At 43.3% G+C, this 24,330-nt stretch carries 20 protein-coding genes; 9 read left to right on the top strand and 11 right to left on the bottom strand.

The window, feature by feature from the left end; translation table 11 throughout:
* Positions 1 to 2: 2 nt before the first annotated feature.
* Entirely contained in the window at positions 3 to 590 is a 588-nt protein-coding gene (locus FHW89_RS16340; protein WP_172336121.1) for a TetR/AcrR family transcriptional regulator, read from the bottom strand.
* 190 nt (positions 591 to 780) lie between these two features.
* Between FHW89_RS16340 and FHW89_RS16345 the strand changes: the two genes are divergently transcribed.
* A complete protein-coding gene (locus FHW89_RS16345) occupies positions 781 to 1,776 on the top strand; it encodes a serine hydrolase (protein WP_172336122.1) in 996 nt (331 codons plus the stop codon).
* Between the two features lie 12 nt (positions 1,777 to 1,788).
* On the opposite strand, the gene FHW89_RS16350 is transcribed toward FHW89_RS16345, so the two are convergent.
* From FHW89_RS16350 to FHW89_RS16360, 3 genes are all read right to left on the bottom strand, one after another.
* Complete coding sequence (locus FHW89_RS16350) at positions 1,789 to 3,519, bottom strand: amidohydrolase family protein (RefSeq protein ID WP_172336123.1); 1,731 nt, start codon at positions 3,517 to 3,519, stop codon at positions 1,789 to 1,791.
* A 550-nt stretch (positions 3,520 to 4,069) separates the two neighbouring features.
* Positions 4,070 to 5,068, bottom strand: a complete 999-nt coding sequence (locus FHW89_RS16355; protein ID WP_172336124.1) for a polysaccharide deacetylase — start codon at positions 5,066 to 5,068, stop codon at positions 4,070 to 4,072.
* The gene (locus FHW89_RS16360; protein ID WP_172336125.1) at positions 5,049 to 5,585 is read right to left on the bottom strand and encodes a hypothetical protein; all 537 of its coding nucleotides are present in this window, start codon (positions 5,583 to 5,585) and stop codon (positions 5,049 to 5,051) included. The genes FHW89_RS16355 and FHW89_RS16360 overlap by 20 nt, the downstream gene beginning before the upstream one ends.
* Before the next feature lie 71 nt (positions 5,586 to 5,656).
* Here FHW89_RS16360 and FHW89_RS16365 point away from each other — a divergent pair, with 71 nt between their 5' ends.
* Positions 5,657 to 6,391 carry a pyridoxine 5'-phosphate synthase gene (locus FHW89_RS16365; protein ID WP_172336126.1) on the top strand — a complete coding sequence of 245 codons (735 nt, stop codon included), beginning with the start codon at positions 5,657 to 5,659 and terminating at the stop codon, positions 6,389 to 6,391.
* 167 nt (positions 6,392 to 6,558) lie between these two features.
* On the opposite strand, the gene FHW89_RS16370 is transcribed toward FHW89_RS16365, so the two are convergent.
* Positions 6,559 to 7,119 (bottom strand): N-acetyltransferase, encoded by a 561-nt coding sequence (locus tag FHW89_RS16370; protein ID WP_172336127.1) that lies wholly within the window; start codon positions 7,117 to 7,119, stop codon positions 6,559 to 6,561.
* A 334-nt stretch (positions 7,120 to 7,453) separates the two neighbouring features.
* On the opposite strand from FHW89_RS16370, the gene gcvP reads away from it, so the two are divergent.
* Complete coding sequence (gcvP, locus tag FHW89_RS16375; RefSeq protein WP_172336128.1) at positions 7,454 to 10,345, top strand: aminomethyl-transferring glycine dehydrogenase; 2,892 nt, start codon at positions 7,454 to 7,456, stop codon at positions 10,343 to 10,345.
* A gap of 652 nt (positions 10,346 to 10,997) precedes the next feature.
* Complete coding sequence (locus FHW89_RS16380) at positions 10,998 to 11,396, top strand: response regulator (RefSeq protein WP_371742461.1); 399 nt, start codon at positions 10,998 to 11,000, stop codon at positions 11,394 to 11,396.
* On the opposite strand, the gene FHW89_RS16385 is transcribed toward FHW89_RS16380, so the two are convergent.
* A complete protein-coding gene (locus FHW89_RS16385; RefSeq protein ID WP_172336130.1) occupies positions 11,393 to 12,160 on the bottom strand; it encodes an MBL fold metallo-hydrolase in 768 nt (255 codons plus the stop codon). The genes FHW89_RS16380 and FHW89_RS16385 overlap by 4 nt on opposite strands.
* Positions 12,161 to 12,294: 134 nt before the next feature.
* On the opposite strand from FHW89_RS16385, the gene recJ reads away from it, so the two are divergent.
* The 3 genes from recJ to FHW89_RS16400 all read left to right on the top strand — a co-directional run bounded on the left by recJ (position 12,295) and on the right by FHW89_RS16400 (position 16,540).
* Positions 12,295 to 13,992 carry a single-stranded-DNA-specific exonuclease RecJ gene (recJ, locus tag FHW89_RS16390; protein WP_172336131.1) on the top strand — a complete coding sequence of 566 codons (1,698 nt, stop codon included), beginning with the start codon at positions 12,295 to 12,297 and terminating at the stop codon, positions 13,990 to 13,992.
* 124 nt (positions 13,993 to 14,116) lie between these two features.
* Positions 14,117 to 14,857, top strand: a complete 741-nt coding sequence (gene lptB / locus FHW89_RS16395) for an LPS export ABC transporter ATP-binding protein (protein ID WP_172336132.1) — start codon at positions 14,117 to 14,119, stop codon at positions 14,855 to 14,857.
* A gap of 159 nt (positions 14,858 to 15,016) precedes the next feature.
* Complete coding sequence (locus FHW89_RS16400) at positions 15,017 to 16,540, top strand: GH3 auxin-responsive promoter family protein (RefSeq protein WP_172336133.1); 1,524 nt, start codon at positions 15,017 to 15,019, stop codon at positions 16,538 to 16,540.
* A gap of 392 nt (positions 16,541 to 16,932) precedes the next feature.
* Here FHW89_RS16400 and dnaA read toward each other — a convergent pair whose 3' ends face one another.
* Both dnaA and FHW89_RS16410 read right to left on the bottom strand, forming a co-directional pair.
* Entirely contained in the window at positions 16,933 to 18,357 is a 1,425-nt protein-coding gene (gene dnaA, locus FHW89_RS16405) for a chromosomal replication initiator protein DnaA (protein WP_076371801.1), read from the bottom strand.
* A 495-nt stretch (positions 18,358 to 18,852) separates the two neighbouring features.
* The gene (locus FHW89_RS16410) at positions 18,853 to 19,383 is read right to left on the bottom strand and encodes a hypothetical protein (protein ID WP_172336134.1); all 531 of its coding nucleotides are present in this window, start codon (positions 19,381 to 19,383) and stop codon (positions 18,853 to 18,855) included.
* A 92-nt stretch (positions 19,384 to 19,475) separates the two neighbouring features.
* On the opposite strand from FHW89_RS16410, the gene FHW89_RS16415 reads away from it, so the two are divergent.
* Positions 19,476 to 19,823: an iron-sulfur cluster assembly accessory protein gene (locus FHW89_RS16415; RefSeq protein WP_166092793.1), complete on the top strand. Its 348-nt coding sequence runs from the start codon at positions 19,476 to 19,478 to the stop codon at positions 19,821 to 19,823.
* 189 nt (positions 19,824 to 20,012) lie between these two features.
* Positions 20,013 to 21,251, top strand: a complete 1,239-nt coding sequence (locus FHW89_RS16420) for an ABC transporter permease (RefSeq protein ID WP_172336135.1) — start codon at positions 20,013 to 20,015, stop codon at positions 21,249 to 21,251.
* Between the two features lie 82 nt (positions 21,252 to 21,333).
* Here the strand turns inward: FHW89_RS16420 and FHW89_RS16425 are convergent, their stop codons facing one another.
* The 3 genes from FHW89_RS16425 to galE form a co-directional block, all read right to left on the bottom strand.
* On the bottom strand, positions 21,334 to 22,074 hold the full coding sequence (locus FHW89_RS16425) for a tyrosine-protein phosphatase (protein ID WP_172336136.1): 741 nt from the start codon (positions 22,072 to 22,074) through the stop codon (positions 21,334 to 21,336).
* A 51-nt stretch (positions 22,075 to 22,125) separates the two neighbouring features.
* Positions 22,126 to 23,178, bottom strand: a complete 1,053-nt coding sequence (gene rfbB, locus FHW89_RS16430) for a dTDP-glucose 4,6-dehydratase (protein ID WP_172336137.1) — start codon at positions 23,176 to 23,178, stop codon at positions 22,126 to 22,128.
* A 122-nt stretch (positions 23,179 to 23,300) separates the two neighbouring features.
* A complete protein-coding gene (gene galE, locus FHW89_RS16435; protein ID WP_172336138.1) occupies positions 23,301 to 24,320 on the bottom strand; it encodes a UDP-glucose 4-epimerase GalE in 1,020 nt (339 codons plus the stop codon).
* Positions 24,321 to 24,330 lie beyond the last annotated feature (10 nt).

Raw genomic sequence — 24,330 nt, forward strand, 5'->3', positions numbered from 1 at the left:
TTTTACTGTAGTTGATTTAAGTATTTTTTTAGTTCATGGAGATAGGAATGATAACACGCGGTGCCTAAGAGCTTGCCTATGTTGCGTACCCCGCCGTAGCCCGCGGTTATAAAACAAGCTACCTGTTCGGCATTTACATCTGGTTTAATACTACCTGTATTCTTGCCATTGTTAACATTGGTTATAATTGCTTTTTGCCATTGTAATATGAGCTTTGATAAGGCCTGTTTAAAAGCCTCATTTAAGGGAGCCATTTCCTCAATCAGGTTTACCGCCGGGCAGCCATATTTGACCTGAAAAAAAGGTGATTTTAAAAGCAGATTATGCATCATTAAATAAAGCTCCTCAACAGGATTGGTCGAGTTGTTAAGCGGAGTTACCAAAACGTCGTACATCCCGGGGTACATGATCTCCTGAATCATAGCCAGGCCCATTTCTTCTTTATTTTTAAAATGGTAAAAGAAAGCCCCCTTGGTAACCGGGCTATCAACAAGTATATCATCAATACTGGTAGCCTGATAGCCCTTTTGGTATATCAGGCTAAATGCTCTTCGCAATATACCTGATCGGGTGTTTTCTGCTTTAGTCATAAAAGATACTACTTGGTATGTTTTACGCAAACATACTAAGTAGTACGAAAATTACAAGGGCGATTTTTATTCAGGACATTTAAATGACTTTAGCCAGTGTAAAACCTATACAAACGTCAGTCGTCAAAACCCTGATCCCATTGGTCAAAACGTGATGTTACTTTCGGGAATCACTGCTTATCTTTAATCTATGAAAAGAATCGCGCTCTTCCTGGTTCTGTGTTTTATCAGCTATGTTCAAAGCTTTGCTCAGGTACATGTTGATACTGTTGGATACATCAAAAACAATCCACTCATTTACTCCCTGGTTATTTCCAAGAACAATAAGATTATCCATCAGCAGTATTTTAACGGGCAGGATAGCACTACCTTATTTAATGACCAGTCGCTTACCAAGAGTGTTACCGCTTTGCTCATTGGTATTGCTATTGACAAGGGTTACATCAAATCGGTAGATGAAAAGGTGGCCGACTTTTTCCCCGAGCTAAAATTCGATACCGATAAACGAAAACAGGATATCACCATTAGGCAGGTTATGAATCAGGCCTCCGGTTTTTATCACGAAGGCATCAATGTAGGTGCCTTGTTGAATATTCCCGATCCATCGGGCTATGTGATCAAAGCACCGCTGGTATCCGAGCCAGGAAAAGTATTCCGCTACAATAACGCGGCTACGCATTTGCTATCGGTCATCCTTACTAAAAGCACGGGGATGGATACCCGCGCATTCGCCAGAAAATCCCTGTTTGATCCATTGGGTATCACCCGTTTCGACTGGAAAAAAATGAACGACGGTTACTACGATGGCTGCGGACTGCTGAGCATCCGCCTGCGCTCGGTTGATATGCTGAAATTGGGTAACCTGGTTTTAAATAATGGTAAATATCATAGCCGTCAAATTGTCCCGGCTAAATGGATAGCTTCCATCATCAACCCCGAAGTTACCTACAAAACACCCTGGGGACTGGATAACTCCCTGTATGGCCTATGCTGGTACCATGCTGATTACGAGGGTACAGAAATAGTCTATGCCCTGGGCTGGGGCGGACAGTTTATGTTTGTGATCCCTTCCCTAAAAGTAGTCATCATGACCAACTCCAGCGTGGCCGACGCTACAGCTATTAAGCAAGCAGCCTTAATCACCGGGAAGCTTTTACCAGAATTATTGAAACAGTTAAAAAACTAACCAAGCTCGCAATTACTCTATAAAATAAACCTTCTTTATCTTATTGTTTTCAATATGATAAATGGCAATGGCATCCAGTTGTTTGCCTTTGCCAAAGCCAGTTACGCGTTCGTGATCAATTATGGTGTTCCCTTTTATAATCCGGTTTTGTATTTCGCAATGGAGGGCCGGTACACGTTCAAAAAACGCAGAGTATTGTTTGCGCATGTTTTCTTTCCCTTTTCCTATAAGTTTATCCGGAAAGGTATATAGCTCCACATCATCAGCATAGGGCTCTAAAAAAGCATCAACATTTCTCACGTTGTAGGCGTTTAACTGGCGCTGCACCAGGGCCAGTGGGGTTTCTTTGATCAAGGTATCCGGCGAAATGACATGACCTTTGTTGATCACCAGGCTTATTTTCTGCAGGTTGTCCAGTTGATCAGCAGGGTTGCCGTTCAATAATACCAAATCGGCTTTTTTGCCTTTCTCTATACTGCCAAATTCTTTGTCTTTACCAATAGCTTTGGCGCCGTTGATCGTAGCCGACTGGATTACCTGCCAGTTGCTCATACCTGCCTGTTGCATAGTCTTTAACTCCGTAAAAAGCGAAGAGGCATGTTGGGTGCCAATATTACCCGCGTCGGTACCGGCCGCGATGATGACGCCTGCATCGGCCATTTTTTTGAGGTTCACCATCCGGATAGAATCGGTTGTCGCGGCGGCTTTTGCTCGGGCTATTCCCACTGCTTTATAACGACCGGTCAAAACGGTATCACCTAAATGTTTCAGATCGCTTATAGAGCCAATTTGTTTAGGATTGGCCTGGGTGAGCTCGGCATAAGAATAATCCTTTTTTTGCGCATAGGTACCGAAGTAGCCATCCATCACAATGAGTGTGGGGCAAAGCACTACTTTGTTTTTCTTGAGCAGGTTGATGAAATCGGTAGATACCACTTCGTCTTCTATCTCATGAACCAGGTAATCGCAGCCACTCTCAACGGCCAGCTGAGCTGTTAATCTTTCGGTAGCGTGCACAGCAACCCGGAGGTGATTTTTATGTGCTTCGTCAATAATGGCTTTTACGGCAGGCTGGTATTTTTTTGCTTCTTCCTCTTTGTTTTTGCCCAGTACGATATACCATATCTTGATAAAATCGGGCCGGTGAGGTAGTTGGCCTTCCAGCAAATTAGTGGCCTCGGTAGCATTGGTAAACAGGTTAAATGGTTCCTCGTTTTTTAAGTTCTTGTATACTTCCGGCTCGTAGGTGGTTAGCAATGGTCCGGCCATGTAGATAGCCGGGGCGTAACTTTTATTAGCGAAAGTATCGCGCTGGGCCAGGTAGCTAAAATTGGCTCCGGGATCAATAACGGTGGTGATGCCGGCACGGGTATAGCGGCGCAGAAAATCTTCCATGTGCTGGTGAGTCCAGGCTATTTCCTGATCATAGGGCGTATATTTTTGCAGGGCGAGGGCATCTGGGCGGGCATACAGGCCGCCGCTTTGGAAAAAATGCACATGCGAGTCGGTCAATCCTGGTATCAGGAATTTTCCTTCGCCATTGATCACGGTAGCGGTTCCGGGAATTTTTACGGTTGCCGGGTAGATACCCGAAATGATATCGCCGGTGATGGTTACCGTTCGTGCAGGTAGCAGTTTATTTTGAGTAACATCAACCAGGGTTACATTTGTAATATAGGTTTGGCAAAATCCGGGCAGGGCCCAAATACATGCAATGCAGAACAGAGCGAATTTGATTTTCATAGGTTTTTATTTAGGTAAGATAGATGGCAGATGCTAATTTAATATTTATAAAACAGATGTAGTAACGGGTGACGGAATTACCCGGAGGGAGGCTGTTAAAAAACTTTTTAAACCTCAAATTTTAACACTTTTTTAGTAAAAAACAGGGTGAAAACGATTCGCTTTTGACCATTTTAACTAAATTTTAACGCCATTTTAACACTTTTTAACAAATTTTTGATGGGTTTTTAAAACTTTAAAAAGTAAGAAATAATTGATTGTCAAATAACTCTATGTCAAGTAGTCGGTTTTTGAGCTGTTTTTCTCTTAAACCAAACAGCCCGGTTTCCTGATGAAAGGAGACCGGGCTGTTGGTTGATATAAATGTACGGAAAATTGGGGTAAGGTTTGGTGACGGGGCTTTGCGTTGTTGAACGAAGAGGATGAAGTTCGGGCGTCATTGCGTAGCGTGGCAATCCCCGACTTATAGAGACGCTCTGCCAATTGGGGATTGCCACGTTGTTCCTCCTCGCAATGACGCGTTTTTTAAAATAGGCGGTGTGGCTAATTTTCAATTACTCCCCTCAAACTCCTCCTCCACACTCTCTCTTAAATCATACAGCAGCCATTGTTTTTTGGCGATGGAGCCGGCTTCGGATTTCAATAGTTTGATAAAATCATTTACGCCGGTGGGTTCGTTGCCATTGCCGTGGATGAGTACAATACTGCCGGCTTGTGGTTGCTGCCCTTTGGCCAGCCAGGCATCGGTGCCAATGGGGATGAGGCCATAATCGGTGAGTTTATACACCAGTTGCTGATCGGATACCAAACCCGGGAACCTGAAAAATACCGACGGCAGCAAACCGTTTTTGAGCATGGCCTTTTCGGTTTCCAGTATCTCGTAGTTCATATCGGTACCGGGTTCCAGCAAAAAGTTTTCTTTGAGCGGGGCTTTGGCACTTACCCGGTGATTGAAAGAATGGTTGATCCAGGTGATATAGATCTCGCGTTTGGCCTGCATTTGCTTGAGCCATTCCAGGTCCTGCGGGTGCTGCCGCATCCACACGCCGGTAACCGAGAGGGCGATGGGCGCCGGCCGCTCCACTTTCTGAAATTCCGTAAAAATGTCGGTAAATATGCGCCTGTCGAGCGGGCGGTGTGAAGGGCAAAGATCAGCGGTTAAACTAATACCTGTTTCTTTGGGGATACCGCTTTCAATGCCCGCGTCTTGCAGGGCTACGGATTGTTTTTCGGCTTTGCGCAGCGCTTTCTGGTAAGGTGTGCTTTTGAAAAAGTCGCGCGCCTCGGTAATGGTCATGGGTTTCACCTGGTAAAAGCCGGGTTCATCAATTTTGGTCACCAGCGTTTGCGGGTTCACCAACAGGTAATAGGTTTTGCCTTCGTTTTCAAACTGGCGCAGTATCATCCAATCCTGCGGGGCATGATGCGCCCAGCCGTAAAAAGGTTTGTAGTTTTCTATTTTACGATAGTTGGCTTGCGCGGCGGCTTTGTATTGTAAACCACTTAAAATTAATATTGCGAGCAGGTATTTAAGCAGGGGTTTGTTCATTTTTATTCGAATTCCAGTTTTTGCCGGTAAGTATAGCGGTTATTACCAATATCAGCATAAAAACTATAAAAATAGCAGGAGTAATTTGCTTAAAGTGTTTAATGATATCGGCGTATTGACCAAATTTAGGGTAAGGTATTGGTGTTGCATTGGGAGAATTATAGAAGCGTCGTGGAGAGGTAATCCAGCCCTGTTGAAGTAAACTATTTACAAATATGGATAGGAAATATATTTTTACAAGAAACAAAAAGGTAGTAGTAATGAGTATCAGGTTCTGGAAATTTCTTTTGTAGTTTTTAAATCCTTCTTTAACGATGTAAATTAAAGTAACTAACATTAGAAAAAAAGACGTAGTAATAGAAAACGGTGCTATTACAATATAGGTATCATGCATATTAATATCCAAACTGGCGTTGCTCCCCAAGTTATTGCCTGTCAATATAGAAACCAATAACCATGTTGCTATATAAATAACAATTAGAATAATAACTTCGGTGATAATGGGTTTAAGTTTCATAACTTAAAGATAAAAACTTAGTAAATAAGATTAGGTTTAGTATTGTATAAATGATGTATTAACTTTGAACCATGACCCGCTTATCTGTCAATATCAACAAAATAGCTACCCTGCGCAACTCGCGCGGCGGTAATAACCCCGACCTGATACAAGTAGCCAAAGATTGTGAACGTTTTGGCGCCCAGGGCATCACCGTACATCCCCGCCCCGATGAAAGGCACATCCGCTACAACGATGTTTTTGAACTGAAAAAGATCGTAACCACCGAGTTCAACATCGAGGGCAACTGCCAGGAACAAAAATTTATCGACCTGGTACTGGCCAACAAACCCGAGCAGGTGACCCTGGTACCTGATGTATTGGGACAGATCACCTCCAACCACGGCTGGGATACCATCACCAATTATCATTATTTAAAAGATATGATAGCGGTTTTTAAGGAAGCCGGTATCCGCGTATCCATATTTGTTGATCCGATAGCCAAAATGGTAGAGGGCGCTGCCAAAACCGGTACCGACCGTATTGAGCTATACACCGAAGGCTATGCCACGCATTACCACCAGGGCCGCGAACTGGCTATAGCACCCTACATTGAAGCTGCCGAAGCGGCGCAGGCTGCGGGCCTGGGTATCAACGGCGGGCATGATCTTGATCTGCACAACCTGAGGTACTTTGCCGAGCATGTTCCCGGTTTGCAGGAAGTAAGCATAGGCCACGCGCTTATCAGCGACGCCCTTTATTACGGCCTGGAAAATACCATTCAGCAATACCTGCGGCAACTGGTCCCGGCAGAGACGGATTTGTGATTTGGGAATTCGGATTTGGGATGTGGGATTTATCTGAACCTTGATTTATAGGATTACAAGATTGCCTTGATTCTATTTACAGAAAATCCTTAAATCCAATAATCAGGAAAATCAAGGTTCAGAGAAAATTTCAAATCCGAATCGAACATCCGAGTTCCCAAATCATGTTATCCATCCATCAGCTTTCCCAATAATATCGCTTTTTCTTGCTCGGGCACTGTTTCGGGATCGTACAGGAATGAGTGGACACCGCAAATTTCAAATCCATTTTTAAGATAAAAATCAATTGCAGGTGTATTGGTGCTTTGTGTTTCCAGTTCTATAAGCCGTATCTTTTGTTCTGTAGCTGTAAGTGTCATTCTGTTTAACAGCAATGTTCCAATGCCCATTTTTCTATGGCTATCAGCAACTTCAATATAATCTACCCACAGCGAATTATTCCATGCGCGTTTTTGGGCAATGGCAACCCCAATCAGCCGGTCGTTTTCAAAAGCACCCAGGGAAAGTTTTTCGGTAATTAATTCGGCGTAATGATCTGTGTCCTCCTGGGTATAAGTCCAGCGTTTAATATAAGGCTGCTCCAGTTTTACCCTGGTTAATTTAATAGTAAACTCATTTTCATGCTGAGTTCTGCTGAGCTGGTATATCTCATGAGCATGATAACCGCTAAAGCCAAAAGAATGTTGGTCGGCCAAAGTAAATTCTTTTAGTGTTTTTATTGTTATCATGGTTTACTGTAGGTATTCAATTCTTATCTAAAGATAGGCCGAATTCTTAATATTAGGTTGGAAGGAATATCCAATACGCAATATCGAATGTTGAATAATGAGATCTGAACCTTGATTTTCCTGATGATAGGATTAAAGGATTTTTGTGGATATGAATCAAGGTGATCTTATAATCCTATGAATCAAGGTTCAGATAAAAGAAACTAAATCCCACATCCCAAATTCCGAAATCCCCCTCCCTCCCTGTAAACCCTTTGTCAATAATATATTAGACAATTGTTACTCATGTTGTAAAACTGTACCTTTGCGGTAAATTTAGAGGGACACTTGATTCATGATGTTGAACGCAGACTACCAGGAGAAGTTTCAGTCGAGACATATTGCTCCAAATGAGGCCGATACGGCTAAAATGTTAAAAACCATCGGGGTAAAATCATTGGATGAGCTTATAGCGCAAACCGTGCCCGACAGGATCCGTTTGAAAGCACCGCTTAATTTACCACCCGCCAAAAGCGAATTTGATTATCTGAACACTTTAAAGCAAACCGCTTCTAAAAACAAAGTTTTCAAATCGTACATCGGTAAAGGTTATTACGATGTGATTGTACCCGGAGTAATTCAGCGCAATATCCTGGAAAACCCAGGATGGTACACGCAGTACACGCCATACCAGGCCGAGATTGCCCAGGGCCGTTTACAGGCACTGCTCAACTTCCAGACCATGGTGGTTGATCTTACCGGAATGGAAATTGCCAATGCCTCGTTGCTGGACGAAGGTACTGCCGCTGCCGAAGCGATGTTTATGCAGTACAGTCTGCGTAAAAACAGCGACGCCAATGTGTTCTTCGTATCTGAGGAACTGTTCCCGCAAACTATTGATATTTTAAAAACACGTTCGGAACCTTATGGTATCGAACTGCAAATAGGTGATCACCGTACGGTTGAATTAACCGAAAAAATGTTCGGCGCTATTGTACAATACCCTGCCGGTAACGGCGCGGTTTATAACTATGCCGACTTTGCCGCTAAGGGACATGAAAAAGGTATTAAACTAACCGTTGTTGCCGACATCATGAGCCTGGTGCTGTTAACCCCTCCGGGCGAATGGGGTGCCGATATTGTGGTTGGTTCTTCACAACGTTTTGGTGTACCAATGGGCTTTGGTGGTCCGCATGCCGCGTTTTTTGCTACTAAAGAAGAGTATAAGCGCTCTATTCCGGGCCGTATAATCGGTGTTACTATTGATAGCGCCGGTAATTACGCGCTGCGTATGGCGCTGCAAACCCGCGAGCAGCATATCCGCCGTGATAAAGCGACTTCAAATATCTGTACAGCGCAGGCTTTGCTGGCTATTATGGCCGGTATGTATGCCGTGTATCATGGTCCGCAAGGGGTTAAATTAATTGCCGAACGTATCCACGGCTTAACCGTGCTATTGGCGAAAGCTCTTGGCGAATTAGGTTACGAGCAACTGAACGAATCGTACTTTGATACTTTGAAGTTTGATGTTGCTCATTTAGCTGGTCCTATCCATTCAGAGGCGTTAAATAACGAAATGAACCTGAGCTATAACGGTTCGGTAGTGACCATTTCGCTTGATGAAACTACTTCTGTTGAAGATGTTAAAACCCTGGTTAGATTTTTTGCCAAAGTAAAAGGTAAATCGCTTACCGATGTGAATATCGACGAGCTGAAAGCTAACCTGCAAACAGTTATTCCAGCTGATCTGCAACGTCAGTCGGCTTACTTAACCCATGCCATATTCAACACGCACCATTCAGAGCATGAAATGCTGCGTTATATCAAATCATTGGAAACCAAAGATCTTTCGCTTTGTCATTCCATGATCGCTTTGGGTTCATGTACCATGAAACTGAACGCTACCACCGAGATGGTGCCGGTTACCTGGGCCGAATTCAGCAAGATCCATCCATTTGCCCCTGCCGACCAGGTAGGCGGTTATATGCAGCTGTTTGATGAGATCAACAACTGGCTGAGCGAGATCACCGGTTTTGCCGCCATGAGCTTACAGCCAAACGCTGGAGCACAGGGCGAATACGCTGGTTTAATGGTTATTCGCGCTTATCACCATGACCGTGGAGATCATCACCGTAACATCGCTTTAATTCCATCATCAGCACACGGTACTAACCCTGCCTCGGCAGCTATGGCCGGTATGAAGATCGTGGTGGTAAAATGCGACGATAACGGTAACATCGATGTGGCTGATATGAAAGCCCGTGCCGAGCAATACAAAGACGAACTGTCCTGCTTAATGGTTACTTACCCATCTACTCACGGGGTATTTGAAGAGTCGATCATCGAGATCTGCGATATTATACACCAGAATGGCGGCCAGGTTTATATGGATGGCGCCAACATGAACGCGCAGGTAGGCTTAACAAGTCCGGCCAATATCGGTGCGGATGTTTGCCACCTTAACCTGCACAAAACCTTCTGTATACCACATGGTGGCGGCGGCCCTGGTATGGGTCCTATCGGTGTGGCTAAACACCTGGTTCCTTATTTACCGGGACATGCTGTGGTTGATATCGACAGGGGTAAATCTATCCATGCTGTATCTGCAGCTCCATGGGGTTCGGCTTCCATCCTGATCATATCACATGCTTATATAGCGATGATGGGCGGCGATGGTTTAACCAATGCCACACGTTACGCTATTTTGAACGCCAACTATATCAAAGCACGCCTGCAGGATCATTACCCGGTATTATACACTGGAGCCAATGGCCGTTGCGCGCATGAAATGATATTGGATTGCCGCTCATTTAAATCTTTTGGTATTGAGGTGACTGATATCGCTAAGCGTTTGATGGATTATGGTTTCCACGCGCCAACCGTATCGTTCCCGGTTGCGGGTACGGTAATGGTGGAGCCTACTGAATCGGAGCCTAAGCACGAGTTGGATCGTTTTTGTGACGCGATGATCGCCATCCGTCATGAGATTGCTGATGTAGCCGAAGGTGTATCGGATAAAGCCGATAACCCTTTAAAAAATGCCCCGCATACCGCTGCCGTAATTACCGGCAACGAATGGGAGCATAGCTATACCCGCCAGAAAGCGGCATTCCCGCTGCCTTATGTGGCCGCTTATAAATTCTGGCCATCTGTAGGCCGGGTTAATGATACCCACGGCGACCGGACGCTGATCTGTTCATGCCCACCGCTGGAAGATTACGCTTTTGAAGAAAGTGTGATTGAGTAAAAATAGATGTGCAGATTTCAGATGTGCGGATGTGCAAATGAAATCTGCTGTTGAATATTAAAATGAGCAGGTGGTTTAAAAACCATCTGCTCATTTTTATTAATGACTGAATTAGGGAGTTTTTATACCCGTGAAATCTCATTTACATATCCCAATATCTATAATCTGTACATCTTTGTATCATCTGCACATCCGCACATTTGCATATCTGCACATTTATAATAGTTTCTCTTCTTTTTAGTCATTTACTCTTTTATTGGTCATTTCATTCACTGATTTTTTTTCTGGTATTATTTGTATGTATTTTAAAATTTCAATACACCAATAATCTTTTCTTTTGCAATTAAAATGCGATACCGGAGCTTTAAATATTTGATTTTTAGCTTTTTTAACAGTATTTTTATTGTTGGAGAAGAAATTTACTAAAGCTTTACTGGGAAAATCCGATACACTTTAGCCTGATGTTTTTGCTGAGAAAAGTGGGTGGGTATAAAATAAACATACCACTTTGAGGTTATTAATACACCCGGTTAAAACAATCCCGGCGTTAACAACTTATAGGAATATAACTTTTTAATTTCACGTAGCGTATAAATACATCTATAAAAAGCACATCTATTTTAAATGCCTTATGACCATTAATGATAAACCTGTGAGTGTATTATTAATTGATGATGATGAGATAAATAATTTCATCTCCATTAAGTTAATAAAAAAAGCGTTGCTTAATACCGAGATCATGGCATGTTTAAACGGAAAGTTTGCCATTGAGCAGTTATCGGATATACAACGGAAAGATCCGGAAAAGATGCCCGATTATATTTTGCTGGACATTAACATGCCTATTATGAACGGTTGGGAATTTTTGGACGAATATAAACGCCTGAATATCGACCCGCAAGGTAAAAGCAAAATTTATATCATTTCGTCATCAGTGTTTAGTAATGATATCAATAAGGCAAAATCATACCCGTTGGTAAAAGATTTTATATCAAAACCCCTCAACGTCGAAAAAATAAAAGAACTTTTTGAAGTAAGGAACCACAATTAAGCGGGCTCAACTTTAAAATGTTCATCATTACGCGTTACCTTACCCATAGCGAATGATTTAGCATGATAAAACAGGCAGATCCATCCTTCAGCGGCTGCCTTTTTTCCATACTCTTCGCGTAACTGCATCGCCTTACGGCCATCCATATCATATTTAGCGATAAACTTTCTGATCAGCTGCTCAGGTTCGGGCAGTTCATCACCTCCAAAAAGCACTTTTTTACCTTCCAGTTCAATCCAGAAAACCTGGTGATAAGGGCAGTGCCCGCCCGAGTGCTCATACCTGATGCCGGGCTGTAATTCGCCGCTGCCTTCCACAAAAGCAATATTGACTCCGCGGAGCGCCTCGAATATTTCTTTATGATAGGATGAGGATTTGCCCGCCAGACCGGTTTCCCATTCCTGGCGTTGTATCACGTGCTTTGCCTGCGGAAAGCTGGGCTCCAATTTGCCAGCCCGCTCTACAACCAAACCACCGGAGTGGTCATAATGCAGGTGCGACATCAACACCAGGGTAACATCCTCCGGGTCAAAACCTGCATTGCGTATATTTTGGTGCAGCAGTAATTCATCGCGTGTATCTTTAAAACCCAGCCCGGTATCCAGCACAATCAGGTCATTGTCAGTTTTGATCAGGAAGGGGTTAACGTGGATAAATAGTGATGCGGGGCGATCTTTGGGATTGTCGGTTTGCGGGTCAAAAGGAATAAATTTTTTGGTAGCATCAACCGAATAAGAGCCCTCACCTAACGCGAAAATTTCCATAGTGAAATAGTATCAAGTAGCCAGTATCAAGTATCACGACAAAATCTTTTTTCAAGTATTCAAAAATCTTGATACCTGATACTCGCTACTTGATACTAACTATAGTTATCTTTACTGTTTTTATTTGCAAATGTATGAATAAACGCTGGACGGTAAGGGATAACGCTGATCATGAAGTAGTCAAAAAATTAGCTGCCGACCTGAATATTGATGCCGTTTTGAGTACCCTGCTGGTTAACAGGGGTATAAGCACATTTGATGAAGCCCGTTACTTTTTCAGGCCCGATATCCTGCACCTGCATGACCCATTCCTGATGAAGGATATGGAAAAAGCTATAGAACGTATTGAAGATGCCATAGCCGCCGGCGAAAAAATACTGGTGTTTGGTGATTATGATGTGGATGGCACCACTGCCGTTGCTACGGTATATAGCTTTTTTAAGGATCGTTACGAAAACCTGGAGTATTATATCCCCGATCGTTATAAAGAAGGTTATGGGATTTCAACCCAGGGCATTGATTATGCGGCCGATAATGGTTTTACCCTCATCATAGCGCTCGACTGCGGTATTAAATCGGTTGATAAAATTGAGTATGCCAATACCCGGGGAGTTGATTTCATTATCTGTGATCACCACCTTCCGGGTGCCGAACTACCTGCAGCCGTAGCCATACTTGATCCTAAGCGGAATGATTGCGAGTACCCTTATAAAGAGCTTTCGGGCTGCGGTATTGGCTTTAAGCTGATACAGGCTTATGCCGAAACACATGATATACCCTTTGAAGAGGTCGCCCGTTATCTTGACCTGGTGGCTATCAGCATATCCTGCGATATTGTACACATCACCGGCGAAAACCGTACACTGGCCCATTTTGGCCTGCAAAAGATCAATACCGATCCGTGCATGGGTGTAAAAACCCTGGTGGAGATTGCCGGCAGAACAGGCAGCCTGACCATATCAGATGTGGTGTTTTTGTTGGGCCCCCGTATTAATGCCGCCGGGCGGATAGATGACGCCAAACACGCGGTTGAACTATTGATAGCCTGCGACGAAAAACTGGCCCGCGAGAAAGGTATGATGATCAATACCCATAACGCCGAACGTAAAGGGCACGACGTGGATATTACCGGCGAGGCTTTAAATATGATCGATAGTGATGCAGAACTGATCAGCCGTAAATCAACCGTGGTTTTTAACGAGCATTGGCATAAAGGGGTTATCGGTATTGTAGCATCGCGTCTTACCGAAAAATATTACCGGCCAACCATTGTGCTTACCCGCTCCAACGGGTATGTAGCAGGCTCGGCCCGGTCGGTATTGGGATATGATCTTTATGAGGCACTTTGCGAATGTAAGGATCTGCTGATACAATTTGGCGGCCACAAATATGCAGCTGGCTTAACTATGGAGCCCGAAAACGTGGAAGCTTTTAAAGCGCGCTTTGAAGAAGTGGTGAGCGCTACCATATCGCCCGAACAATTGATACAGCAGATACAAATTGACGCCGAATTACGTTTAAGCCAGATAGAACCCAAATTTTTCCGGATCCTGAACCAGTTTGCACCGTTCGGGCCCGAAAATATGGCGCCGGTTTTTATCAGTAAAAATGTGTATGTTAACGGCAATGCCGCACTGGTAGGTTCGGCTCATATCAAAATGTCGGTAATGCAGGAAGGCTCGGCCGCTTTTGATTGCATCGCCTTTAACCATGGCGAATATCTGTCGCAGTTAAAGCCGGGCGTGCAATTTGATATTTGCTATACCATTGAAGAAAACGTGTGGCGCGAAAGACGTACTATACAATTGAATATAAAAGGAATAAGGGTTTAAGTTAAGTCAAAATTAAAAATTCAAAAGTCAAAAATTGATCGGCTTTTGGAGTGTACATGTAAGTTGAAGCTTAAGTTGGAAACGTGTTTTTTGACTTTTGACTTTTGACTTTTGAATTTACAACATGATATTAAGAGCAGACCATTTAGTAAAAAAATATAAGCAGCGCACGGTTGTTAACGATGTATCGTTTGAGGTATCACAGGGCGAAATTGTAGGTTTGCTTGGGCCTAATGGTGCGGGTAAAACCACATCGTTTTATATGATCGTGGGTTTGATAAAACCTAACGAGGGTGTTATTCACCTGGATGATCAGGATATCACCCAGGACCCTATGTACCGCCGGGCACAAAAGGGTATCGGTTACCTGGCACAGGAGGCCTCGGTATTCCGGAAGCTTTCTGTTGAAGACAATATCAAGGCGGTACTGGAAATGGGTAAAATGACCACGGAGCGCCAACGCGATAAACTGGAAGAACTGATTGATGAGTTCAGTTTACATAAGGTGCGCAAAAACAGGGGCGACCTGTTATCGGGCGGTGAACGCCGCCGTACCGAAATTGCCCGAGCCCTGGCTGCTGAGCCCAACTTTATTTTACTGGATGAACCCTTTGCCGGTGTGGATCCGATTGCGGTTGAAGAGATCCAGTCGATGGTAGCCAAGTTAAAGCACCGCAACATAGGTATCCTCATCACCGACCACAACGTACAGGAAACCCTATCCATCACCGACCGTGCTTACCTGCTTTTTGAAGGTAAGATACTGGAATCGGGCGTTCCGGAAGTATTGGCCGAAAATGAAATGGTACGTAAGGTATATCTGGGTGCAAATTTTGTTTTGAAAAGAAAAGTATTCCCTCAATGATAGAGTCAGGAATCAAGAGCCAAGAATCAGGAAAATAATAATACGCTTAGTAAGAGTTTTTCTCGTCTTGATTCTTGACTCTTACTATCTTGCCTCTAAAATTGTTTTATTTTTTTCCTATCTTGACTCTTGATTCTTATATCTTGATTCTCCCTATCTATGACGATCTTTAACTCCGTATTTACCTGGTTCATGAAAAAGCGTATCCACCAGATAGAGCTTTTTATGAAGTACCCTAATGAGGTGCAGGAGGAGTGGTTTGAACAACTAATATCGGGCGCCGAAAGCACCGAATGGGGCCGCAAATACCAGTATAAAAGTATCGAAAACCTCAATCAGTTTAAAGAACGGGTACCCATACAGAACTATGATACGCTTAAGCCTTATATCGAGCGTATGCTTATGGGCGAAAAAAATGTATTGTGGCCCTCAGAGATCCGCTGGTTTGCCAAGTCATCGGGAACTACTAACGACAGGAGCAAGTTTATCCCCGTGAGTGAGGAAGCGCTGGAAGAATGCCATTTTAAAGGCGGTAAGGATTTGCTTACTATTTATTTTAATAACCAGCCCAATGCCCGCATGTTCACCGGGAAGATATTGACATTGGGCGGCAGTCACCAGATGAGCCAGCTGAGTGCCGATACTTCATTTGGCGATCTTTCGGCCGTGATTATGAAAAACCTGCCCCTTTGGGCCGAGTTTCACCGCACGCCCGACCTGGACATAGCCCTGCTGGAAAACTTTGAAGAAAAAATTGAAAAGATAGCTCAGGCCACCAAGGATGTAAATGTAACCAGCATCAGCGGGGTGCCTACCTGGAACCTGGTGCTGTTTAAACGTATACTGGAAATTACCGGCAAAAAAAACCTGCTCGAAGTATGGCCAAACCTGGAGATGTACTTTCATGGGGCGGTTAATTTTACCCCATATCGCGAGCAGTTTAAAACGCTGATCCCGAGTGATGACATGTATTACCTGGAGAACTATAATGCCTCAGAGGGCTTCTTTGGCATTCAGGATACTAAAGAGCCGGGTGATATGCTGCTGATGCTGGATTATGGTATATTCTACGAGTTTTTGCCACTGGAAAACCTGCACGACGAGTATCCTAAGACGCTTACACTGGACGAGGTAGAGCTTGATAAGAACTACGCGCTTATTATAACTACCAACGCCGGTTTGTGGCGATATATGATCGGTGATACCATTAAATTTTCGTCACTTTCCCCCTTCCGCATCCAGGTAACCGGGCGCACCAAACATTACATCAATGCCTTTGGCGAAGAGGTGATCATTGACAATGCCGAGCGCGCCCTGGAAGAGGCCTGCCGCCAAACCGGCGCCATCATTAAAGAATACACAGCGGCACCGGTTTATTTTAATGGTAACGACTGCGGGGCGCACGAATGGATCATTGAATTTGAAAAGAAACCCGCCGAGTTTGAACGTTTTGTAGATCTGCTGGATGAAACCCTGCGCCGCATCAACTCCGACTATGACGCCAAACGTTTTAAAGACATGGCCCTGCGCCGACCTATTGTTCGTCGTGCCCCCGAAGGCACTTTCTTCAACTGGATGAAAGAAAAGGGTAAATTGGGTGGTCAGCATAAAGTACCCCGCCTGGCCAACAACCGCGAATACATTGACGCCATTTTGAAAATGATGGAACCGGTGGGGAGTTAGATTCGTCGGCCGGAGGCCGGGTTATAACTGTCACTCGGCAGGAGCCCACAGGTGTTGGGAAGAAGAAAAAGTTGTCATTTCGACGAGGTACGAGGAGAAATCTTATACGTCGAGATAAGCAAATCGTACAAGATTTCTCTTCGCCCTCCTGCCCAGACCTCAGCGCTTCTGCTCATCGAAATGACAACGTTTGGTATAAATTTATGTCTTCCCAACACCTGTGGGCTGGAGCCGAGCGATTGCTTGCGCTTTTTTGTTTCATGATATGATGTGCTGTCGCTCGGCTCCAGCCGAGTGACCGATATTACCCGGCCTCCGGCCGATAGCAAAAACACAAAAAAAGCCCTGCATAAACAATATACAGGGCCCATAGTAATATGATAATAGGTCAGTTACGACATTTTGAGTTTCTTTTGAATGTCGGCAACATAACCTTTAAACTTCTTATCGGTATCAATAAGGTCTTCAACGGTTTGGCAGGCGTAAATTACGGTAGAGTGGTCGCGGCCGCCAAAGAAGTGACCGATTGATTTTAATGAACTTTTGGTATGGGCTTTGGCCAGGTACATGGATATTTGACGGGCCTGTACAATTTCGCGTTTGCGGGTTTGTGATTTTACCATTTCAATAGGCACTTCAAAGTACTCGCAAACCAGGCTTTGGATATACTCCATCGAAATTTCTTTAGATGAGTTTTTCACAAAGTTCTTGAGCATTTGCTTGGCCAGGTTCAGGTCAATCTCCTTGCGGTTCAGGGTCGACTGTGCCAGCAGGGATACCATGGCGCCTTCCAGCTCACGTACATTGTTGTCAATGTTATGCGCTACATACTCAATTACATCATTTGAAAGCTCAATGCCGTCCTGATAAATTTTGTTTTTGAGGATAGCCATGCGGGTTTCCAGATCAGGGATCTGCAAGTCGGCAGACAGGCCCCATTTAAACCGCGAAAGCAAACGTTCCTCTAAACCAGCCAGATCTTTAGGCGCTTTATCTGAAGTGATGATCAGCTGTTTGCCCGATTGATGTAGATGGTTAAAGATGTGGAAGAAGAAATCCTGTGTTTTTTCTTTACCGGCAAAGTTGTGCACATCATCCATGATCAGTACATCAATAGCCTGGTAAAAGTTCACAAAATCATTAATGTTGTTATGTTTAAGCGCGTCAACAAATTGTTGGGTAAATTTTTCGCACGATACATAAAGTACCAGTTTATCGGGCAGGGAGCGCTTTATTTCGTTACCAATGGCCTGGGCCAGGTGGGTTTTACCTAAACCAACACCGCCGTATATCATTAAAGGATTAAAAGAAGTACCGCCTGGTTTTGCAGCAACGGCATAACCGGCAGAGCGGGCTAAACGGTTGCAATCACCTTCAACAAAGTTTTCAAAGGTGTAATTCCTGTTCAGCTGCGGATCAACATTTAATTTTTTCAAGCCGGGGATCACAAACGGATTTTTGATGTCCTTGTTGATGGAGATCGGGATCGGCATTGACTGATTTTTGGACTCGGCACCATTTCCGTTCGAAGGCATATTAGTGGTGTATGGTTTACTTGATGATTGCTCAACAACTATATTATACTCTAAACGTCCTTCGTCGCCTAATTGTTTTTTGATTGTTTTGCGCAGTAAACCTACATAGTGCTCCTCGAGCCACTCATAGAAGAATAAACTTGGTACCTGTATCGTCAGAACGCTTCCTTCCATGCGTAAAGCTTTTATTGGCTCGAACCAAGTTTTAAAGCTTTGTGCTGGGATGTTATCTTTTATGATCTGGAGGCAGCTATTCCAAACAGTAGTACAGGTTTTTTCCATATAGATATTAGTAATATATTGATTTCCAACCCCCAGCGAAACAATTTTTGGGCCTGCTACGGAACATCGAATATTGCCAAAAAAAGCTTATAAAAAAATTAAATTTTCACTTTTTTGGCAAATAAATTTCTGGCATGATAATCAGCTTTTTAATGAAAAAAACTCATTAAATATTGATTTTTACAGCAAAAATTGCAATTATATTTCCGTTAGTCCCAATTAATATGAACCGATTAATTTAATAAAAAATCAGAATAATTACCAGGGGGATAATTATTTTTTATACGATGGCTTTCCACAATAGTTGAGCCAATTTGGTGCCAGCACAACAGTTAAAAATTAATGTTCTGGTATACTGACAAATAAAAAAATGCCTTAGGTTTATTTATCAACATCGGGTTATAATCATCGTCTGTTAAAAATTACACACTGTATTCCTATTTACCAAGAGTGTGCAAAATTGACCAGCGATTTCTACAGTTGGGCAGGAGGAGATTAAAATAACTCTTCTATATCCTGTCTTACCAAACTGGTAGCTATTTCATAAGGATCCTGCTCCTGGCGGCTCAGATGGATTAGTATGGTTTTGCTCATCTCTGTGGCCGAAGCATCTGGCGGCAATGCCTTCATGGTATTATTAACCAAAGCAAGCGTATCGTCCTTTACTCTTTTTACTACGTTCCATACCCTAACGCTTACATAAATTTGCTGGGTAACATTATGCTGAAACTCATTCCGGATCTCGGAAACCACCATCATGTGCAGCTCGGCTGCCGAAAGGCCCGATGCATTAAGGCGGATAAGCATGCTGGCCGGATTTACCCGTTCAATAAACAGGATAACGCGCTCATAAGCCTGCAGCCGCAGCGGTAAAGTTTGACTGCTGACCGCCCTTTTTAATTCGAGCACCTGTATTTGTTCGGCTTTATCCAGGTAGGGCTTAAATAAATAAAGGGCCACCCACACTACCCCAATGCCGGCAACGGTGTATTTTAAAATATCAAGTATATAGGGTAATGTTTGCATGTTTTATAAAATGTTAAACTGAGGTCATAAAATACCGGTTGCAACAAAAATCTACATTTTACATTATATTTGTATAGTTAAATAAAAATAAGATGAGCACTGCTGTTGAAATTGCACCGGTAACCTTTACTCCGGGAGCCGTTAAAGAACTTTTTAAATTGAAGGACCAGCAAGAGATAGGCGATGATTTTGGCCTGCGTGTTGGCGTTGAAGGTGGGGGCTGTTCGGGCATGAATTATGTGCTTGGCTTTGATCAGAAAAAGGATGGCGACCAGGAATATGATATCGACGGTATAAGAGTATTTATGCACAAGGCCCATGGTTTATACCTGGCAGGTATGCAAATTGATTTTCAGGATGGCTTGAATGCCCGTGGATTTACTTTTAATAATCCTAACGCTGCCAGTACTTGTGGCTGCGGTACCTCATTTTCAGTATAACCTCCGGATTGAAGATATTATAAAAAAGGCAGCCTATGGGTTGCCTTTTTTTATTTGCTATAGTGTTTGCATGCCGGGTGAATGGTCATGTTAATTGATATGCATTTTTATTTAGTTTAACGGTTGAGTTTGCTGTAACAAAATGATGCGGTACACAGTCAAACCGCAAAGTTTTTTTATTTTTATACCATGCCGGTAAAAACCTCCTACAAAGAAAACATCTCTATTGCATTACAGTCTATAGCCGGCAACAGGCTGCGTACCTCGCTAACTTCGTTAATTATCGCTATAGGTATTATGGCCCTGGTGGGTATTTTAACCGCTATTGAGGGGATACGGCAATTTACCAATGATGCTTTTGCCGATCTGGGAGCCAACTCGTTCACTATTCAAAACCGCGGGGAGGGGTTAAACTTTGGCAACGGTGGAAACCATAAGGCTTACCCGGCAGTTACTTATGAACAGGCCGAACGCTTTAAAAAAACATTTAAATTACCGGTTTTAACCGCCATCAATCTGGATGTTACAGGCACGGCGGTGGCCAAGTACGGTAATCAAAAAACAAACCCTAATATTTCTATTTCGGGCTCCAATGAAAATTATCTGGCTACCACCGGTAAAAAATTATCCTTTGGGCGTAACTTTTCTTCGTCCGAACTGGAGCATGGCGCCAATGTGGTGCTTATTGGAGACGAGATCAAAACAAAGCTATTTAAAAAGGAAGATCCCGTAAATAAGTCGCTTTTTATAGGGGGCAACAAATACCGTGTAGTTGGTGTAATAGCGTCAAAAGGTTCAAGCTCCTTTGGTGGAGATAAGTTTTGTATTATACCTATATTAAAAGCCAAGCAGATAGATACGGCGCGCAATGTGTCATATACTATAACTATTAAAGTGGCTACGCCCGGTGCACTTGATGCATCTATAGGTGAGGCCACCTCTTTATTCCGCAATATCAGGGGGCTCAATATCGCTAACACTACTAATTTTGATATCACCCGGAGTGATTCTGTACAGAAAGAACTTTCGAGCCAATTGCTGGGCATTACCATTGCGGGTTTTGCCATAGGTATTATTACCCTAATAGGAGCGGCCATCGGGCTCATGAATATTATGCTGGTATCGGTTACAGAGCGTACCCGTGAAATAGGTGTGCGTAAGGCTATTGGAGCAACACCCGCGGTTATACGCAAGCAGTTTTTAATTGAAGCTATTGTGATATGCCTTATAGGCGGGGCTGCAGGCATATTGTTAGGAATGGCGATAGGTAACCTGATAGCCGTTCAAATCAGCGGAACGTTTGTAGTGCCCTGGGCATGGCTGTTTTTTGCTGTGGTACTATGTACTTTTATTGGTCTGATATCAGGCTATTACCCAGCCAAAAAAGCGTCGAGGCTTGACCCGGTAGAGGCCTTGAGATATGAATAGGAATTTAGTATCAAGTATCAAGATTTCTGAATTTCTAAATAAAAAAGTCTTGATACTTGATACTAACTACTTGACACTTAAATTACAGCAGCAACGTATTTTTCAGCGGATAATCAAAAAGTAACTTCTCGATGTAAGTGGTACGCAGGGCATCCTTTAGCGCCGCGGCGTGTTTGGTATGGTGCATATCGCTCGATATAAAATCGATCAGTTCATTATCGATCAGACTTTCGGCCATTTTTTTTGATTCCCGGCCATAATACCCGGTTAGCGAAATGGTGTTTAACTGAAAGTTACAGCCCCAGGTATGCAGGTTTTTAAACTGTTCCAGATCCATGTAAGGATATCTTTCGGGGTGGGCCAAAATTGGCTTGTAGCCCATGTCATTCATCTTTTGGATAACCGTTATGGCGTTTGGTGGTTTATTGATGAACGAAAATTCAAATAGGGCATAATTATCGCCCATAGTAAGAAGTTTACCCTCATCTACCCGGGTTTCAAAAGTTTCGTCGAAATAGTGTTCAGCGGCTGCTTCAACAGGTATATCAATGTTTTCCTTTACCAGCTCGGCTTTTAATATATTAAGCGCGTTATTGATGGTTTCGGGAGTATTCCTGTAAAAATCAACCATGATATGCGGAGTAGCGATCACCTTTTTTATACCCAGGTCCATCATCTTACGGATCAGGATAACAGAGTCCTGCGGTGTTTTGGCACCATCATCAATTCCTGGCAGCACATGCGAGTGCATATCTACCATGATGGAATCATAGTTAAAGTTCGTATGCCTTTTTTCCGGTTTCTTTTTAAATAACCCAAACATAATTATTCGCAGTTAATAATTATTTCCCTGACGCTCCTAAGCATAGTACCCTTATCGGTTAGCATACTGTTCACTATAATATTGCTGGTAATGACCCGAGGTGACGTTTTCCAACCATTCTTCATTAGCCAGGTACCAATCGACGGTTTTTTCCAGACCTTCTTCAAAGGTTATTCCGGGTACCCAACCTAATTCATTTTTAAGTTTAGAGGCGTCTATGGCATATCTTAGATCGTGACCGGCTCTGTCTGTTACAAAAGTGATCAGTTTAGCCGATTCCCCTTTGGGTCTGCCCAGTTTTTTATCCAGTATAGTGCATAACAACTGGATAAGGTCAATGTTCTTCCACTCGTTATGCCCGCCTATGTTATAGGTTGAGCCGGCTTTTGCCTTATGAAAAATAAGGTCGATAGCACGGGCGTGATCTTCAACCCACAGCCAGTCGCGAATGTTTTCGCCTTTGCCGTATACGGGTACAGGTTTGCTTTGTTTAATATTATTGATGGCTAAAGGTATCAGTTTTTCCGGGAAATGATACGAGCCATAATTGTTGGAGCAGTTGGATAATACAGTGTTCATTCCATAGGTATCCTGGTAGGCGCGCACAAAGTGATCTGAGCTGGCTTTTGATGCCGAATATGGTGAATGCGGATCGTAGGCTGTTGTTTCTGTAAACATACCTTCATCGCCCAGGGTACCATAAACCTCGTCGGTTGATACATGATAAAAACGGGTTTGGTCATAACGGCCTTTCCAGTTTTCGCGCGCGGCATTAAGCAGGTTAACGGTACCCACAACATTGGTCATCACAAACTCCAGCGGGCTTACAATAGAACGATCCACATGTGATTCTGCAGCCAGGTGTATCACCGCGTCGGGTTGTTCGGTGGCAAACAGTTCGTTAATAAAAGCTATATCAACAATATCTCCTTTTACAAAACGATAGTTGGGTGAATGCTCAATATCAACAAGGTTAGCCAGGTTGCCGGCATAGGTCAGTTTATCTAAATTGATAATGGTATAGTCGGGATAGTTTTTTACAAAACGACGCACTACATGTGATCCTATAAAACCTGCACCACCCGTAATAATTATTTTTTTCATCGGTAGAATGTTAATGGACACGAATTACATGAATTTTATCGAATTACACGAATCAAATCGTACCGATCAAAAATGTTCAATTAGAGAAGTTCGATAAAATTCGAGCAATTCGTGTTTGTTTTTTATAAAGGATTTTGTGATATGTATTTTTCCCATTCCCAGGCCGATAGCATCATGGTATCAACACCCAGTTCGGCTTTCCAGCCTAGTTTGTTGGTTGATTTAGTTACATCACCCCAAACCTTTTCTACGTCACCCGCACGGCGCGGGCCAATCTGGTAGTTTAATTTTACACCGGTAGCGCGTTCAAAGGCGTGTATCACTTCTAATACGGTGCTGCCATTACCTGTGCCAATATTAAATACATCGTACCCGGTAAAGCTTTCCTTTTCGGCCAGTTTCAGCGCCGCCACGTGTGCCTTGGCCAGGTCAACCACATGTATATAATCACGAACACAGCTACCGTCCACGGTGTCGTAGTCGTTGCCAAATACGGTTAATTTTTCACGTTTACCGATAGCGGTTTGTGTAATAAAAGGTACCAGGTTTTGTGGTACACCAATAGGTAGTTCGCCTATAAGCCCGGTTTCATGAGCACCAACCGGGTTAAAATATCTTAGTGCTATTACTTTATAGTTACTGCCCGAGGCTATAGTATCTCTCAATATCTCTTCGGCAATTTGTTTGGTATTGCCATAAGGCGATTCCGCAGGTTTTACTGGTGCGCTTTCGGTAACGGGTAATATATCTGGCTGACCGTAAACGGTACAGCTTGATGAAAAAATGAAATTCAGTGGCTTGCCGTAATAAGCATCCAATAAGTTAATCAGGGAGTAAAAATTATTACGGTAGTATTTTAGTGGTTTTTGTACCGATTCGCCAACAGCTTTAAAAGCAGCAAAATGAATAATGCCATCAATATCGGGCTCGTTAACGGCAAGTTCTTTTACACTGTGTTCGTTGCTGAGGTCAAGCTTATGAAAAACAGGTTTGTAGCCTATTATCCGCGCTATCTGATCCAGTATTTTAGGATCTGAGTTTGACAGGTCGTCAACTATAACAGGTTCATAACCTGCATTTACCAATTCAACAACGGTATGCGAGCCTATAAAACCCAAACCGCCGGTTACTAATATCTTCATTTTAAGCAGT

Origin of the sequence: Mucilaginibacter sp. SG564, from assembly GCF_013149275.1 — a bacterium.
In the GTDB taxonomy this organism is placed as follows: Bacteria; Bacteroidota; Bacteroidia; order Sphingobacteriales; family Sphingobacteriaceae; genus Mucilaginibacter.

Coding starts and splice junctions, on each gene's coding strand:
- lptB (WP_172336132.1), top strand. CDS start 14,117: ATGATATTAAGAGCAGACCATTTAGTAAAAAAATATAAGCAGCGCACG.
- rfbB (WP_172336137.1), bottom strand. CDS start 23,178: ATGAAAAAAATAATTATTACGGGTGGTGCAGGTTTTATAGGATCACAT.
- FHW89_RS16370 (WP_172336127.1), bottom strand. CDS start 7,119: ATGATAACAATAAAAACACTAAAAGAATTTACTTTGGCCGACCAACAT.
- FHW89_RS16360 (WP_172336125.1), bottom strand. CDS start 5,585: ATGAAACTTAAACCCATTATCACCGAAGTTATTATTCTAATTGTTATT.
- recJ (WP_172336131.1), top strand. CDS start 12,295: ATGAATAAACGCTGGACGGTAAGGGATAACGCTGATCATGAAGTAGTC.
- galE (WP_172336138.1), bottom strand. CDS start 24,320: ATGAAGATATTAGTAACCGGCGGTTTGGGTTTTATAGGCTCGCATACC.
- FHW89_RS16420 (WP_172336135.1), top strand. CDS start 20,013: ATGCCGGTAAAAACCTCCTACAAAGAAAACATCTCTATTGCATTACAG.
- FHW89_RS16345 (WP_172336122.1), top strand. CDS start 781: ATGAAAAGAATCGCGCTCTTCCTGGTTCTGTGTTTTATCAGCTATGTT.
- FHW89_RS16350 (WP_172336123.1), bottom strand. CDS start 3,519: ATGAAAATCAAATTCGCTCTGTTCTGCATTGCATGTATTTGGGCCCTG.
- FHW89_RS16355 (WP_172336124.1), bottom strand. CDS start 5,068: ATGAACAAACCCCTGCTTAAATACCTGCTCGCAATATTAATTTTAAGT.
- gcvP (WP_172336128.1), top strand. CDS start 7,454: ATGATGTTGAACGCAGACTACCAGGAGAAGTTTCAGTCGAGACATATT.
- FHW89_RS16400 (WP_172336133.1), top strand. CDS start 15,017: ATGACGATCTTTAACTCCGTATTTACCTGGTTCATGAAAAAGCGTATC.
- dnaA (WP_076371801.1), bottom strand. CDS start 18,357: ATGGAAAAAACCTGTACTACTGTTTGGAATAGCTGCCTCCAGATCATA.
- FHW89_RS16385 (WP_172336130.1), bottom strand. CDS start 12,160: ATGGAAATTTTCGCGTTAGGTGAGGGCTCTTATTCGGTTGATGCTACC.
- FHW89_RS16340 (WP_172336121.1), bottom strand. CDS start 590: ATGACTAAAGCAGAAAACACCCGATCAGGTATATTGCGAAGAGCATTT.
- FHW89_RS16365 (WP_172336126.1), top strand. CDS start 5,657: ATGACCCGCTTATCTGTCAATATCAACAAAATAGCTACCCTGCGCAAC.
- FHW89_RS16415 (WP_166092793.1), top strand. CDS start 19,476: ATGAGCACTGCTGTTGAAATTGCACCGGTAACCTTTACTCCGGGAGCC.
- FHW89_RS16410 (WP_172336134.1), bottom strand. CDS start 19,383: ATGCAAACATTACCCTATATACTTGATATTTTAAAATACACCGTTGCC.
- FHW89_RS16425 (WP_172336136.1), bottom strand. CDS start 22,074: ATGTTTGGGTTATTTAAAAAGAAACCGGAAAAAAGGCATACGAACTTT.